Origin of the sequence: Methanospirillum hungatei JF-1 (assembly GCF_000013445.1) — an archaeon.
Classification (GTDB): domain Archaea; phylum Halobacteriota; class Methanomicrobia; order Methanomicrobiales; family Methanospirillaceae; genus Methanospirillum; species Methanospirillum hungatei.
Genome location: NC_007796.1, coordinates 1,972,683 through 1,988,906, shown reverse-complemented (window position 1 = coordinate 1,988,906; position 16,224 = coordinate 1,972,683). Strand labels below are relative to the sequence as shown.

10 protein-coding genes are annotated in these 16,224 nt (G+C 42.0%); 2 read left to right on the top strand and 8 right to left on the bottom strand.

What is annotated here, in order from left to right; translation table 11 throughout:
* The first annotated feature begins 2 nt into the window (after positions 1–2).
* Positions 3–671, top strand: a complete 669-nt coding sequence (locus MHUN_RS09175; RefSeq protein WP_011448742.1) for a V-type ATP synthase subunit D — start codon at positions 3–5, stop codon at positions 669–671.
* 93 nt (positions 672–764) lie between these two features.
* Here the strand turns inward: MHUN_RS09175 and MHUN_RS09170 are convergent, their stop codons facing one another.
* The 8 genes from MHUN_RS09170 to MHUN_RS09135 all read right to left on the bottom strand — a co-directional run bounded on the left by MHUN_RS09170 (position 765) and on the right by MHUN_RS09135 (position 14,490).
* Positions 765–4,013: a DUF499 domain-containing protein gene (locus MHUN_RS09170; protein WP_204222940.1), complete on the bottom strand. Its 3,249-nt coding sequence runs from the start codon at positions 4,011–4,013 to the stop codon at positions 765–767.
* Positions 4,014–4,160: 147 nt separating this feature from the next.
* The gene (locus MHUN_RS09165) at positions 4,161–4,778 is read right to left on the bottom strand and encodes a DUF4276 family protein (protein ID WP_011448740.1); all 618 of its coding nucleotides are present in this window, start codon (positions 4,776–4,778) and stop codon (positions 4,161–4,163) included.
* On the bottom strand, positions 4,775–5,992 hold the full coding sequence (locus MHUN_RS09160; protein WP_011448739.1) for an AAA family ATPase: 1,218 nt from the start codon (positions 5,990–5,992) through the stop codon (positions 4,775–4,777). Before MHUN_RS09160 ends, MHUN_RS09165 begins: the two co-directional genes overlap by 4 nt.
* A 330-nt stretch (positions 5,993–6,322) precedes the next feature.
* On the bottom strand, positions 6,323–9,205 hold the full coding sequence (locus MHUN_RS09155) for a DUF1156 domain-containing protein (protein ID WP_011448738.1): 2,883 nt from the start codon (positions 9,203–9,205) through the stop codon (positions 6,323–6,325).
* 10 nt (positions 9,206–9,215) lie between these two features.
* Positions 9,216–9,758 (bottom strand): hypothetical protein, encoded by a 543-nt coding sequence (locus MHUN_RS09150; RefSeq protein ID WP_143709442.1) that lies wholly within the window; start codon positions 9,756–9,758, stop codon positions 9,216–9,218.
* Positions 9,759–9,781: 23 nt separating this feature from the next.
* Entirely contained in the window at positions 9,782–11,323 is a 1,542-nt protein-coding gene (locus MHUN_RS09145) for an AAA family ATPase (RefSeq protein ID WP_011448736.1), read from the bottom strand.
* Positions 11,324–11,543: 220 nt separating this feature from the next.
* The gene (locus MHUN_RS09140) at positions 11,544–13,091 is read right to left on the bottom strand and encodes an ATP-dependent nuclease (RefSeq protein WP_011448735.1); all 1,548 of its coding nucleotides are present in this window, start codon (positions 13,089–13,091) and stop codon (positions 11,544–11,546) included.
* 85 nt (positions 13,092–13,176) lie between these two features.
* The gene (locus MHUN_RS09135; protein WP_204222937.1) at positions 13,177–14,490 is read right to left on the bottom strand and encodes a DUF3883 domain-containing protein; all 1,314 of its coding nucleotides are present in this window, start codon (positions 14,488–14,490) and stop codon (positions 13,177–13,179) included.
* Between the two features lie 69 nt (positions 14,491–14,559).
* On the opposite strand from MHUN_RS09135, the gene MHUN_RS09130 reads away from it, so the two are divergent.
* Positions 14,560–16,170 (top strand): IS1182-like element ISMhu2 family transposase, encoded by a 1,611-nt coding sequence (locus MHUN_RS09130; RefSeq protein WP_011447087.1) that lies wholly within the window; start codon positions 14,560–14,562, stop codon positions 16,168–16,170.
* Positions 16,171–16,224 lie beyond the last annotated feature (54 nt).

Sequence of the window (16,224 nt, the reverse complement as noted above, 5' to 3'; positions counted from 1 at the left end):
CCATGGAGCAGGTGCACCCGACCCGGATGGAGCTGATGAAAAAACGGTCCCAGATCGTGCTGGCAGAGCAGGGCCGTGACCTCCTCAAAGAGAAGATGGAGGCTCTCATCCAGGAATTTTTTAAGATCATGGTCAATTTTTCAGAATCACGGGAAGGGCTTGAACAACTTGCCATCGAGGCCGATCTTGCCCTCCTCGTAGCTGAAGCGGTAGATGATCCGATTGCGGTTAAATCTGCCTCCTATGCAACCAAGCGGCAGATCATGGTTGATATATCCGGGAAGAATATCATGGGAGTCCCGGTTCCGGTTATCCAGAAGAAGAGTGTTGCCCTGAACGTCATGCAGCGGGGATACGGGCTTATCGGGACCAGCAGCCGGATAAATGAAGCGGCTGAAAAGTTCGAGGCCGAGATGGATATGATAATTCGGCTTGCCGAGACCGAGACGACTCTCCGCCGGATCGGGAATGAGATCCAGATGAACCGCAGACGGGTGAATGCCCTGGATCAGATTATTATTCCGGAACTGAAAGAGCAGGCTAAGTATATCCGGTTCAGTATCGAGGAGCGGGAACGGGAAGATCTGTTCAGATTGAAAAAAGTGAAGAAATTGATTGAACGGAAGAAAGTGAAAAAGAAAATGGCTCAGGCAGCAGTGAGATCAGGGTAAAGGAGTGATTAAACAAAGATTTTTTGTTCAACTGAAATAGTTTTTCACTAAGTATTCCTAGTTATATTGGATATATCCATAAGAAACTGAAAGTTAATCTTCAAACTCACAGGCATCAAAATGTAATATTTTACAATTTTCGGATACATCCCGAATCAGTTTTTCGTCTGCACCATTCTCTATATCCGCATCAATATAAATTGTAATCTTAACTTTTGTTTTAATTTTGCTTGTAAATTGATTGATAATTTCTTCTTTTATGGTACCAAAGTCCCGTATTGCCCGTTCTGCATCAACCGTGACATGCCCATGGAACCGATGATATACCTTTGGTTTTACAACAGGAGATGGGGGATTAATTCTAGTTGGAATGCCTCCCCCATCAGTTTCGGGAGTAGGATTATTTATTGGCTTTAGGTTTCCTGAGTCATCAATGATTAATTTTTCCTTTCTTTCTAACTGTGCTTGTGCAATTCCCGGTTTTACTAACAGGCTCATACTATCAGAGAAAACCGCCCCATTTGCCATGAACTGGAGTCCCAGATACTCATTTTTCTCAGCGTCAAAACCGGCAGCATACACAAAAGTATCAGGATTAACTGATATAGTGTTCAGAGAATTTTTAATCGCTGATATGAGGACCTGTTCATCTCTTAATCGTGGAAGATAGAGGTATGTTGCGAAATCCTCGATAAGTTGTTTGATTGAGACATGATCTCCTCTCCATAATGGTACCCTATCTAACTCCAGTCGTAGTCGGACTCCTCCCATTTCGGTAAGCAGCATCTCATCAGTTTTCAGCTTCTTTGAAGCCCGGATGGTTAGTTCATCCTGCCCTTGCAGGCGAAGAGTTTCCCATTCAATCTCTCCCCTTACATCTGGCTGAGTTGGAACTATGAGCCATTGATATGTCTCAGGAATTCTCGCCTCAATGGTATCATCCATTGATTTCTTCTTCGTCTCTGCCTGCCGTTTCTGGAAGTTATCTAGGTTTAATTCTTCCTGATCATGGAGAATGCTACTCCAGGCTAGATAATATCTCACCGCACTTTCCAGGTCAGAGAGTCTGGTCGAATCAGGAGCTAAAAACACCAGAGTATTCCGGTACGTTCGAGGACTTGAACCCCGAAAAGACAAAATATTTGTTGCTTCCTCAATCGCAGGGCTATAATCTTCTCGTCCGGTGTGTGCAAATTTAGGATGCAGTACTATGAGTCTGGCATCCCGTTCATCCGGGATATCTTGTGACCGCGTACAGACATGAACTTTTGAAAAATCCCCTCGTGTTCTCGCGTGTTTGTTCAGTCTCTGTTGAATCTCATCCCATACATCTTCAGGAGATTTTCTTTCAGCCCGTTCCTCAGCCGTTCTGGTTACAGAGGGTTGTGTGGAATACCAGTACCGGGTTCCATCAACATAGAGATAGGTTGCCTTATCAGTCAGTCTTCGGAGGGCATCACCAAATGTCGGGACCGTCTCTCCCGGTTGGACACATCCAAGTTTCACCCGTTTTTCGTCGATGCCGCGATTTGATGCCCGGATAGTCGGGGCTGAACCAAGATAAATGGTACGTGCTATTCTCCTGCATGCAGAGAATCTCCCTAAGTTTGGATTATCCCGGTCAAGACTGAGCGGAAGAGAGTGTGGCCCGTCAACATCTTTCTCAATGACCGGGACCCACTGGTCTTCAAGGTACCTGGTCAATTCAAACTGAACATTTGAATCATCAATCGGGACCGTTGCAGGCATAATGAGGAGATTGGCATCCTGTCTCTCCCACAGGGAATGGATGACTGCAGCCATGAGCCGTAAGACACCACGGGTTCTCTGGAATTTGTCCAGCGTTGACCAGTCGTTATAGAGCCGGTCAAAGAGTTCTGGATGAATGGGGTATGCCATCTTTATCCGTCGCTCATACTCCCCTTCCCGGCATTCAATCGGAAATTCCGTAGTGTGAGTTCCGTAAAAATCAATAAATGCCCTGGCTACTGCGTCACGGTGGACTGCCTGCTCATGGGTAAGTGGCTGAAACAGACGACGCCTGACGATCTCAAATCCCTCATCCTGGCTTGCCGGACGCCAGGGAGATTCTACCCTCCCGATTGCATTCTTCAACCGCTCAAGTGCCTTTTTCCCCCATTCTCCACCAATTTCGTTGTCAGATGCCGGTATTGAGACCACGAGCATGGTGTTTTTTGCGGCCTTTGCTGATTCAGAAAGGGCCTGGGCAAAGGTGAATTGTGTTTCAAAAGTTCCAGCCGGAAGATTGGTTCCTTCATGGAGTTGTCTGGCATAGGCAACCCATTCATCTATAAGGATAAGACAGGGAGAGTACCTGTTAAAAAGTTCACGAAGCCGGTCTCCAGGGTTGGTCGCCTTTTCATCATCCTCTTTGACCATTGCATAGCCTTCTTTGCCGCCAAGTTGCCATGCAATTTCTCCCCAGAGGGTCCGGACTAGAGTGCCGTCAGGTTTTGTAACCGGCTGACCGGGCGATATCTTTGTACCCACAAGAACGACCCTTCTGACATTATGAGGTATTGTTACGGCTCTATCTTTGAGGAGTTCTTCAACCCCCGGAAGGTCTGATGCCGGACTTCCGGAAAAGATATGCCAGAGTGCAAGCATTGAGTGGGTTTTCCCCCCACCAAAGTTCGTCTGTAATTCAACTACTGGATCTCCGCCATTATTCGCAAGTCTCTCCAGACCTTTCACGAGAAGTTGTCTGAGTCCTTCAGTCAGGAATGTCCGGCGGAAGAATTCTGTCGGGTGTTTATATTCATCAGATCCTTCTCCCAGGTATACCTGCCAGAGATCAGCGGCAAATTCAGCCTGTTGATATCGCCCGGAGGCTACATCAGGGTGAGGGGTGATGACTTCCCTCCAGGGTTTAAGGCCCCCCATTGGTTTTCCTTCGGTTGGTTGGAATGATGATTTTCGCATCTCATTCCTTCGCATCTCTTCAAACTGGAGTCGAAGGAGGTCCATTCGCATCTTTTCCACTTCGGCATGTTCTGCAGATGCTGATATTGCATTGAGAAGGCGGGCGGTGCTGTCGAGGGCACGAAGAGTATCATTCGTAGAGAATGGTTTCTGGTGGGCCCACTGGTTTCTGGTCTCCCTGAGTTCTGAAACAAGGCTTCTCTCGGTATGACCTAATATTTGTGAGAAGACCTTTGCCCATTGATCCCACATGACAAGCAGCAATTTCTGGACATCCCAGTAATCCACCCAGCCATCCCGTGGAGGAATATCTGTAACCATCTCCTGCCAGGTTTCACCATATGCAGATTTCATTTCCCGCTCAACAAACCGCATAAGTCCGGTTTTGAGCTGATCCATTGCCCTCCCCACTCTGTCGTAATTTGATAATGCCATCTCAATGCACCAGAATATAAAGACCGGTTAATAGAACTCTTAATTAAAGATAATAGAATTTTTCGGTTTTGATTCTTGAGTGAGGGTGAAAAAGAAAAAGTTCTCTCCTGATTATGTGGATGTGGATGAAGGAGAGAGGAGTGTGTTCAGTCCCTGAAGAAATATCTGAAAACTTTGAGACTGATTCATGTGAGGGTCGATATGTGAAGCTACCTTTCGGGCTACTTCAATCTTTGGATAGATGTCACCACAGTACCCACCTTTTTTCAGCAAAGCATGAAGTGATTCCCAGGTATTTCCTACATTATCAGGAGTTTTATATTTCGTATGGGTTCCAAGTGTTTCCGGGACACGACTATAAACCGCATGTATTGCTCGGAAATCTCCTAATATCCATGATTCGAGTTCCTGAATTGCAAGTCTTGTTATCACCGAATAGGAACCATCCATATCTGGGTTGGTTTTTGTATGAAGACCAGCCCGATGGACGATTTCTTCGAGCCATTGTTTCATCTCCCTGCAATCCTTTCGATCAAGGTCACTTATGATGATTATTCTGTATTTTCCTGGGTCCTGATGAGTAAATCCTCGAAGCCGTTTTTCAAGTTTAGTCTTAAAGCAAGACAAAACATGGATACTCCAGGTATCCGGAGGAAGTATAATCTTTGGAAGAACTGGCTCCAGAAATCCTTTCATGGATGGCTCTTCAACCAGAATGTCAATCTTCATTGGTATCTGGAATAGGTAATGGGATCACTGTTCGGGACAAAATTCTCCATCCAGAGATCTCCGAGAGGGATCTTTTCCTCCAGAAAGCCTTTCAGTTCTTCGATATCTGACAGCCGTTCTGCCCTGGTATATCCATCTTCATCCCGGTAGATCGAGAAGACTTCTTCCGGTTTTGCTTCGTTGATAAGGGCAGGTGAGTGGGTTGTCACCAGTAATTGCGTCCTGCTTGTTGCTTTATGAAATTCTTCTGCAAGGTGAGGGAGGAGCAGGGGGTGAAGCTGGTTTTCAGGTTCTTCGATTCCGATAAGTGATCCTGGAACCGGGTCATTGAGGAGAACCAGGTATGCAAGCATTTTCAAAGTCCCGTCGGATGCAAAGCGTGCAAGGATTGGTTCTTTAAATGGTTCATCATATATCTGAAGGTTTAACCGGGTATCTCCCATTATCTCTGCATCAATACGGCTGAGCCGTGGAATGCGGGATGTCAGGGTCTGGCGAATCTCTTCATATACAAAGGGATGCCGCTCCATGAGATATTGTATCACATTCGGCAGGTTATCGCCCGTTGATGAGAGGTGTTCCTGCCCTCCGGCTGCAGGAGTGGTCCTGGTATTATCTGCAGTCAGGTATGAGAGATGCCATCTGGTGATGAAATCCCGAAGAGCACTCACCCGGGGGTGTTTTGAGAACAGACCCAGTGTTGCAACGGCTAATGTCTCCGGTGAATTGAGAGATTCGACCTGTCGTTCTGCTGATTCATCCGGGTTCTCACCGGTGATGACGGTGCCGTGCCCTTCAGAAAAATCAAGAAATTTAAATGGTCTCCCCCATGAACTTCTCTTCCATTGTAGCCATTCACTCGTTACAACTGGACCTCGTTCTCGTTCATCTATCTCAAGATGATAGGTGATGAGTGGGGAGTCACTTTTTTCCCGGTACTTTATCTCAATGGATATTGGATCGGTGCTCCCTCGTGAACGCAGATGTTTAAACCTTCCCCTCTTCTCCCATGCAGTTCGTAGTCCTCCCGGTTGGGTGAAGCATTCAGACAGGAACGCAAATACATCAAATATTGTAGATTTACCGCTTCCATTCGGTCCGATAAATATGGTTAAGGGGGTAAGTTTTGATAATTCCAGGTGACGAAGGACCCGGTAATTTTTCACCTCCAGTTTTTCTATCTGGGGAGGTTTCTCAGATCTTCCCATTCTCATCTTATCCTTTTTGTTCGTGTTTTTCAGTCCCATTCATTTCGCATGAGACGTTCTTCTTCTCTTCCATTAAAACCTGTGAGTATACCACGATATTTCACCGGGAAGGTTAAAACCTTCTCTTTCATCTTTTCCTCCTGTAGATCAGGTTGCTCTGGAATTTCATTCATTATCAGGATCCCTCTTATTGTAATCGTTGATTGGTATAGGAGTCAGGTTCTATAATTGTTCCTTGGAGATTATTTTGTGATAATATCAATACGTCACACAGTGTGTGACCTTTTTTCATTATTCAATGCGGGTTATAGCATGCAATTTCTGTTTAACCGATATTTACAATGTCTGTTGTCCAGTCGTCCCAGTAAGACTTCCCTGAGCCAATTTACTGATCTCCGGCCATGAAATAATCAGACTATTGTATGCCAGGGCTTCAGAGGACCATTTTTTTCGTTCACAGATGGCATAGAGCCGGTATGCAAGATCACGGGCCTGATCTCCCATCGTCCCTCCAAGCTTATTCAAAAGATCAGCAGCCCCTTGCTCACCCTGATTTTCAAGCGTCCGGATAAGGTGCTGGGTCGCTTCCCAGACTGGGAGACGGGTGTCAGTGGTAGGGTCCCAATTATTCGGATATTCTGACCGATTGATAAGATGAACCTTTCCTCCCTTTGCGGTAAGAATGCCTGCATCGACAAGCCCCTGGACCGCAATATTCTTAGCAGTTGCCAAGGTTTCTGCTTCTCCATATGGCCCTTCTTCCATTCCGTGTTGTTCAAACCAGGCAACAGCCCACCGGGTATCGGTATCGAATTCTCCTTCCTGTTCAGCCAGAACTTCGTCAAGGATCTGGTTGATGATTCCGAGAGCAGTCCGGACGGTCATGGCAGATCCGTCTGATTCCATTACCTTGGCATACCGGGTAAATACGGCCATACCGGGACCAATAGCAGCCTGGGCGAGATCGACCGGAGCAATGAGTCCCTGTTGGAGATTGTGAAGGGACTTAGGGAGTTCTTTTTTTAGAGCAGAGAGGAATTCCCGGCGGGTTACGGTCTTGGCATCGTCAGGACGGGGACGACAGACGAGAACGATGGAGGAAGCGAGTGCTGAAAACTGCTTTTTCAAATTTCCCGTTAATTCTGTTCTCATAGGCCAAGTGCCAATAATCATGAAACCTGCTTCACTTAGGCTAGTAAGCATAGTTTCCCATCCTGTTGAAATTATTTGGGAATTTAAGTCATCAGAATTATCAACTTCAGATTGTTTAAACGCGTAGTAAACTGTAAATGGAAACAAAGTATTGTAATTTGTTTTAATTTGCAGAAAAACCTTTTTTAACCCATTTTCAAAAAAAACTTTAGCCTTATGAATATCTCCATCATGGCGATTTGAACTAGCAATTAATTCTTGATTTTTAGGAGTTAATAGAGTAGAAAATATATCTGGATATATACTATTTAAAGAGCGACGTAGCCATACATAAAAAAAATCACTCAAATCAGCATAACAGATGTTGTCATAATAAGGGGGATCTGTTGAAATTATTGTTGAATTGATATTCAATAATGAACTGGATGCATCTCTTTGATATACTTCACCTGGATTATTTGCATATATATTTTCTAACATTTTTTTGGCTTGATCAATTCCTGAAGAGATATTTCCCGATGAATTGCTAAAGGGATTGGCTTCAGTAAAATCCCAAACCATTGGTAAAGCTTGTCTCGAAAATGTACTGGTAACTGTGTCTCTTCCCGAGTGCCAACTAGATAGAGTAGACCAATAATTCACACCTTTATCTATTGCAAAGCCAAGATATGTTGCGACTGCATCTGCATAATCATTATAATTTTCGTCGCTGGATTCTAATTTTAAATCCTTAATTCGTTTAGATATTTCACTATGTATTTCGGGAATGAGATCAGAAAGGCAATTAAGTATTACTAATTGCCGTTTAGTAAAAAGATCACCAAAATTATCCATACCATATACAGGGGGTTGAAAATTTCGGTGTTTTTTGGGGATTTCCCCCTCTGGTTTCCAAATTGCTTTAATCTGTTCACCGATCTCACTATGTTCAACACAGGGAGAAAGATAAACCCTACCACGATTTCCTTCAGCAACGATAGCCATTAAACGGGTTCCCATTCGACCAGCCTTTGCTTCTGATCGTATGTAAGGATATGGCATTGGAACATCGGTGATTAGACATCTTCCTCCTTTCCTACTCATAATGCCTTCTAAAGGTCCATTTATCGTGGGATCACTCCTTCTTACTTCAAAATGATATTCATTTTTCTCTCGATCAATTATTGGTTCAACCCATGCTTCTTTCCCTTTTTTTGTAGATAACCAAAATGACCTAACCAATGGAACCTCTGCCCCCCCCGCTGCAGGGTTCGGTGATTGCACTGTCCTTGCCCAGATCCAGGCAATCACCGTTAACTCCTGTCCCACATACGGTACTAGGTCAGGCCGGTCTTTTGCCATCTCCTCCGTAATTTTGACTTTCGGATACAAATGTCCAATCCGTTTCTCTGCCTCATCCCGCATCCATTGCCCATAATACCTGACATCCTCGGCCAGTCCTTTTGCTCCTTCCCATCCCCCTGATATTTTTTTATTTTTCCGGGACTCCGGATTGACCGGGGGCATACCAGCAAACTTTGGCGGGATCTCGATGAGGGCCTTGGTGATTAACACGGCGACCGGGTTGAGATCACTCGCATATGCCTTCAGACCAAGCCGCTGGGCTTCGAGGGGGATCGACCCGCCACCACAGAACGGATCATAGAGCGGGGGAGCATGTTCAGCAATGTATGCCCTAATCGCATCTGCTCCTTCTGGAAGAGGCTCATTCCGGCCCCTGGCGAGTGACCGGGCAATCTCGGTATGAGCCTTCAGCAGAACGCCGGGATTATTCGAGTTCTCCCAGATGACCAGTTCTTCGATGATCCTGAAGAGTCGCTCACGTTCCTTCTCTTGTTCCTCTTCGGTGGGAAAGAGTTCAGGCCAGGCAGAAGGATCATCGACCAGGGAGGAGAATATCACGGCACGACAGGCAGCAAGTGGTCGTCTTGCCCACCATAGGTGGAGGGTTGAGGGATGACCATGGCGGATACTTTTTTCACGGGCGGATTCTTTGTTGATGGCTTCGAGAGGGAGGGCGACTTCGATCAGTTTTTTTCGGTAGGGTGGGGTGGTTTGTTGTGTCATTGGATCACAATCAGCGTTTTTTTCGAGGAATGAGTTCAGAATCAAGAATTTCAGGTGTTGCTACGAAAAAACCATTCTTCCTTGCTTGCATAGGACGTACTGGGTAATCTTTGCCCCTGAATCGGACCCTTTTTCCTTTCAGTATCTTGAAAAACTGGTTACTTCTCACGGTTGTGTAAATATAAAAAAAACCAAAAATACATGAATCAGGGGGATGTGAACATTCTTTAAGAAGTCGAAGGGATTCTTCACCTCCATGAGAGAATTGCTGAATTATCTCATCATGGCTTTTTGAAGAACCTTTACATAATTCAATAAGAAGAATAAATTCCAGCTCCCCTTTGATGAAAACAATGTGATCACAGACCTTATATCCATCAATTTCGGTCAGAAAAGTTCCTTTTTCATTTCGTAATTTTTCTGATTTAATTATGAGAACATCCTCAATCTGTTCAAATCTAATCCCGGTTCCCTTTTCAGAACATCTCTTCCTTTTAGTCTCTTCCTCCAAAAAACCATCTTCAGACTTATCTTTAAGACAATCAAGAGGCAACTTCCGAATCCTGGAACCCATATTTATTCTGCCTCTAATTCCTGTTCAATCTGAATTGTCTCATTGTATAGTATTTCAGAGACACGGACAAATTCTTCTGAAGGAATTCCTATCAGTGGATCAATGGGTAATTCCCTGGCATGATAAAGGTCGTCTTTTTCGGATTTTTCCATGACATACACGCCGATCTCATCATCATGAATGTAGAGATCACTATCTGAAACAAGACCTTTACGGTCATCCGGGGATAATAATCCCGTTTTAAGATAATTAGCAAGTTGTTCAACCAGATAATCACTATGAGTAGTAAGAACAACCGTTACTTTCTCCCGAATCATCTTTGTAATCAATTGTGCCATCAGTAACTGATTTGCAGGGTGTAGGTGGGCTTCTGGCTCTTCGATGATGATCAGATCACCAGGTTGCATACGATATTTAATGTAGAGAAGAATGGGTGCCAATTCCTGAACTCCTGAAGATAGAAGATGAAACGGAATAGGATTTTTTTCAGAGTAATATTGGTACTCAAACTCATTATCCGATAATTTATTTATTTCAAATCTTCCTCCGATTAAATGCCCTATAAGTTCATCATACTGATCATTTGAGATGTCTTTCGTTGCTAATACCTTCTCAAGTAATGCAAAAAAGTCAGAGAAGACTGAACTCATCTTTGGAGAGGGTTTTGCACTGGCACGAGATGAACTTAACAATTGCATTGCGACAAAAGGTTTCATCTCCATGAGAGATGCTCTTCCTGCCGGGAAATACACACCATCAAAAGAATTGTAAAAATAATAATCCTGTAGTATTCCTGCTGCAATGCAATAGGTCATATCACGAGCAATTTTTAAAAGCCCATCATTATCTCTTATTAGAGAATATGGATGAACAAAATGAAAATTGTGATAACTTATGTCTATTTTATCATCGTTTTTTTGATACGTAATTTTATACTGTATTAGCTTGAGAATATCTGGTTTAATGTGTAAATGAAGCCCTTCCTTATCTAATGTCGTGGAAAGAGTTTCTCCTCGAATTTTAAATAGGAATTCACCCTCATTGCGTTGTTTTGAAATTAATTCATTTAATTGAGTGTTAAAAACATCGATTAGTGCATTTGTAAAGAGTTTTTCTGTAATATTAGAAAAAAGAGAATCAGATATTTCTGATAGAATTGAATCAGGAAGAATTAAGTCTGATTTTATATCCCATTCCTGAATTAATTTAAATAATTCCTGGGGTATTGGGAGTTCATCTTTAAGATAATTATTTTGAAAATATTGAAAAGAACCTGTTGAATAATAAAGGTCATTCTGAAGGGAGTACATTGCATAAATTATTTTTGCTATATAGGATTTTCCTGAACGATTTGAACCAATAATAATTGTACAGGGTTTTATTGTAATGTCACCCGATTCAATTGGACCGATGTTTTTCAGGCCTATTGAAAACTTATGAGGGTGTGCAGTTGATTCATTGGTAAGTATTGTCCTTGGTGGCTCTGATGAGGAATACCGTTGTGATATTGATAATGTTTTTTTCTTTTTTTGTCTCTCTGTCATGAGATCCCTATATTGCCTTGTTTTTCATTTGTTTGAATAAACATTTATTGGTTATACGTTTCAAAATAGATATGGTGAAATATTTTCTGATCATTTATTTAAAGCATCCACCAACGTCATATTGGGATATGGAGTACAATTTAAGGTAAGTCTACAATAATTCGAGTAATTCCTGCACATTCTCATATATTGGATTTGAAGATCCTATGCATTCAAACGATTAGGACCTCCAGAGAAGAATAAATTCTTCTAGTCCCCTTGAAAAAATTTCCATATCTGATCCTATTCGACTAGTCTCTACTCTACCGACCGTTCTGGCTATTCTGCCTTCATCAGTCTTAATCTCTAAACTGATGGAATGGAGAATCTCCTTTGCAATATCTCGTTCCTTTCCTGTACTTTTTTCATATAACTGAATAAAGTCAGATACAATCTTCCGAAAATCATGACTTGAGCAACCGAAATGTTCTGCGTATTCACTCGAGTACTGATTTAAGGTTGTAATAATATAGCGTTCAGGTGAATACTCACCAGGAAGGACTAAAATCATTAAGGAGCATCGTTCAGTTTTTGCAGTCTTCTCAAGTTGATCTTTATAGTCTCTAGAATCTCCATCTAGGACAAAGATAAATTGATCCAATCTGTTAAATTTAGCCAACGCACGGATATAATGATTAAATTCATCCTTACCTGTATCACGTCCAACCTGAATTATTGACTGTCGAAGATCCAATTTCGGAGAAAGAATTTCGACAACCCCTCTCACCAATTCTTCACTTATATCATCCTCACAAACAACAGATAATAAGTCCAAATATTGGTGGTACAATGCCCTTTGAACAAAGTCGCGATACGGTGGGGTAACGGTCACCCCATTATCAGACCTTTCTAAGAAAATGCGCCCCTCAGATGGCACAGACTCTAAAATAAATGGACTATGTGATGTAACAATAATCTGGAGATCCTGCCGAAGAGCAAGACGCTGTAATTCTAGCATAAGCACTTGTTGTGTATATGGGTGTAATCCTGCCTCGATTTCATCAATTAATATGAGGGCATCGTGAAGAGTTGATATATCCCTTGATAGGCGAAGAATAGCTCTTTCACCGGCTGACATATGAAATTCTGAGTAACTTGGATGATCAGCATCATCCCGCTCAGCAAATAACAAATCTTTGGCTTTATGGGATAATAAATAAAGACGGGCATAATGATGAGGCAGGATTTGATGAGCGAGAGTAATCAGTTGGGGAGGAATTTCATCACAGTTAATTTGTTCTTGTCCCATTTTTTGAAGGCTAATAATTTCTGCAGGACTACTGAGTTGTGAAAGATTGCGAAGATAAACTATTCTTTCCGGCTGATTAACGCCCTTCCTCCCAAAATAACTTTTATTCCATTTATCCGCGTTTCTCTTCCATAACATCTCTGATGGAACCTTATTAGAATAATATAGATATGAAATTTGATTATTTCCACCAGAATCATGAGGAATATCTGGATTTTTTGTCTTAAAATCAGGAAATAATTTTGCAGGAGTAAATGATCGTCCCAATTTATTTATATACAGGCATCCTAATGCATGAAGAACTGTTGTTTTCCCACATGCATTTGGTCCAGCGAGTACACTAACTGGATATGGAAAGCGAATTGAAATATCCACAATGCCACGAATATTTTGAATACGTACTTGTTCTAATCGATTATTTACATGCGGACGTTTTTGGGTTAATTGCTCCCAAATTCGTTCAAATTCATCTTTTAACATAATCCAACATCAATTTACTATGAATGATCGCTCTTCCATTAATATTAGGTATATTTGTTAGAATTACCTATATAATCATAGGTTTTCATTGAATTAATTCACTGATATCATAGTTCACACTTGTCGCAGCAAAATCCGGCTCTTTTTTAAACGGATGCTGAACATACCTAACCGTTGTCTGCTCCCCCTCAACCTCAACCAAGGCCAGATAGAAATCATCTGGTTTATTCAAAGCGGTCAGGATCTCATTCCTGGTTACCGTTACCGTTGTTGCCCCTTTCACCCTGCCTTTTACCTCAATGAACCGGAGATTCCCAGTCCCCGGAATTACCGATTCAATATCATATCCGACCTTTTCAGCACTCACATCCCGGGGAATAAACCCAAGTCCTTTTTCATACTCCATTACTGCTTTCATCGCAAGGAGTTCAACCCGTTTGGTATCACAGCCAAACAGATTAGGAGTATGAGTTTTCCCCTCAAATTTCCAGAGTAGTCCAATCGGAATAATCATCGCTCCCCCAGTCATAACAGGAGGAGATGGGGTAAGGGTCCGTTCCTCATTCAGTTCGTCCTCACGACGATGGAGACGGGCAGACAGTTCATCGGCTCTAGCCCTGGCTTTTGCTGAATTAATCTTAGCATTGACCCGGCCGGCCTGTTCCTGTTCCTTCAATTGCTCAGCACGGTAATCCCAGTAAGTGATCTCCCGAGTGAGGCGGTTATGAACCTCCTGAAGCGTTTTATCAATCAATGGTTCCCGCTGCCGTTTTACTTCTGCCAGATGTTCCGGAACCAGATGTTGAATAGCATAATCACTCGCCGTTTCTTCAAGACTCCGGGCAATCCATTCAGGAACTCCAAAACTTTCAATAACCGGCAACTCATCCTCTTTTGGTGGTCGGTAATCCAGATATGGAGCATATCCGGCAGAATGAATCGTTTGGTCTTCAGAGATCTCAACAAACTGCATCCTTCGGGAAATAATCCGTCTGGTTCCGGTCCGGGTAATACTGGCATCAGAGATACTGTGTTCAAGGATAACCAATGCACGGATTTTTTCTGATGTATCCAGTTCATCAATGAAGATAGCGCCTTGTTTCAGGAGATCCTGATATCGTTCACTGATAAGATCAATGACCGATTCAAGAAGCGGATGACCAGGACAGATAAACTCTGCAAGTGGTTTTCCCTGAGCTCTGATGAGTTTCTTATTAAAAGTTACCCGTTCGTATGATTTCAGAATAGACTCACGAGTCCCGATGATCCGGTCCCGGTTTCGGATGACTACCGGGACATGTGGGATCTCATACCGGTCACTCTCCCGCTCATGAATAGAACCACCCAGGGAACGGAATGCAGTCAGGAAAAATGAGCCGATATAGTGAGGCTGTTGCACAAACACAAAAAAAGCTTAATATAAATTATTAAAGCTTAATTATATATATTATTAAGATCAATATATTATATGTCTCATCGCTATAACATGATTAGAGGATATGGTAATGAACAACAATTTTTACTCCCTGTCAATGCGATGGACTGGCTATCTGAAAATGATATTACTTATGGCATATTAGAAATTCTTTCGATTCTCGATATTAGTCCATTTATTAATAAATATCGTGACGATGGTCGCGGTTCTGCCTTTTTTGATCCTCGTTCAATGCTTGGAATAATAATTTATTCAATGATTCGTGGAGAAAAATCTAGCAGAAAAATTGAGATGTGCTGCCATTATGATATTGGATATCGGATCGTCGCCAATAATCTTACACCTGACCATACAACGATCTATCGTTTCAAGAAGAATAATTCAAAAGAAATCAAATCCCTTTTTAAACAATTATCTCAAATTATCGTAGAATCCGGGATAGCAAGAATCGGTGTCCTAGCCCTCGATGGATCAAAATTTGGCTGTAATGCCTCTTTATCAGCCAATAAAAAATTAAAATACCTTGAAGCAGAGCTAGGTCGGCTTTTTGATGAATCACAGGAAATTGATGAGTTAGAAAACGATGATATAAATATTCAGGATATGGAGATTAACCGACTACCTGAGCATCTTTCAACAAAAGAAAAACGAAAGGAAGTTCTTAATCGGGCTAAAGAGAAATTAATTGAACGACATGATATCGAATCTAAAAAACAAGAAGAAAAGATTCTGGACCGCGAAAAAGAAGAATTAGAATCGGGTAAAAAGAAACGAGGTAGAAAGCCTTTAGAGCCTAAAAAAGAGCCATCTTCAGATTCAAAAGTAAATCTCACTGATCCTGAAAGTCAGATAATGTCAACCACCAATGGCTGGATTCAAGGGTATAATGGGCAGATTATCGTTTCTGAAAATCAATTTATCCTCGCTGCAATGATATCAGATGAGCAAAACGATAAAAAATTATTAATACCTATGCTAAATGAACTCGAAGACCTTTTTACGGGTATTCATCCATCAATTTCGCCTAATATACTACTATCTGATGCAGGTTATTTCTCATACCCGAATTCTTTAGCAGAATTGGATTATGGCATTCAACTCATCATCCCTCCTTCTAAAGAAAGAAAAATTCCAGAATATTCAGATAATGATGGGTATATCTCACGAATGGAAATGATATGTCGGGCGATTTGTATGGGAGAAATAATCACATTTCCGGAATTGCAAAGTATCGGGACGTTTGTTTGGCAATCTTTTATGAACAGAGAGAAACAAGCAACAACTCAGGAAATTTGTAAACGAGTTATGGAAGTACGTGTGAAATCCCCCACTGGTAGAGAGTTATATCGAAAACGAAAATACATGGTCGAACCAGTTTTTGGTAATATGAAACATAATATGAGGTTTAGGAGTTTCTCTCAAAAAGGGAAAGAGAATTGCGAGGGAGAATTCTTTTTAGCTGCATTAGTGCATAATATAAAAAAACTTATCAGATTTGAGGGTATAGTTAAAATTAAAGAATTTGCTACGAATATTATAAAACCGTCAAGAGGTTCAGGTTTTTCCTATATTTTTGCAAACACAGTATGTAAAGTGGGAATTGATACATGCAGGTTCATACATCAATTAGTCTATTTTGGTTGATAGCTTAAGGGGTAGAGATCGATCATTTGTGATCCTGCATGATATTGATCATTG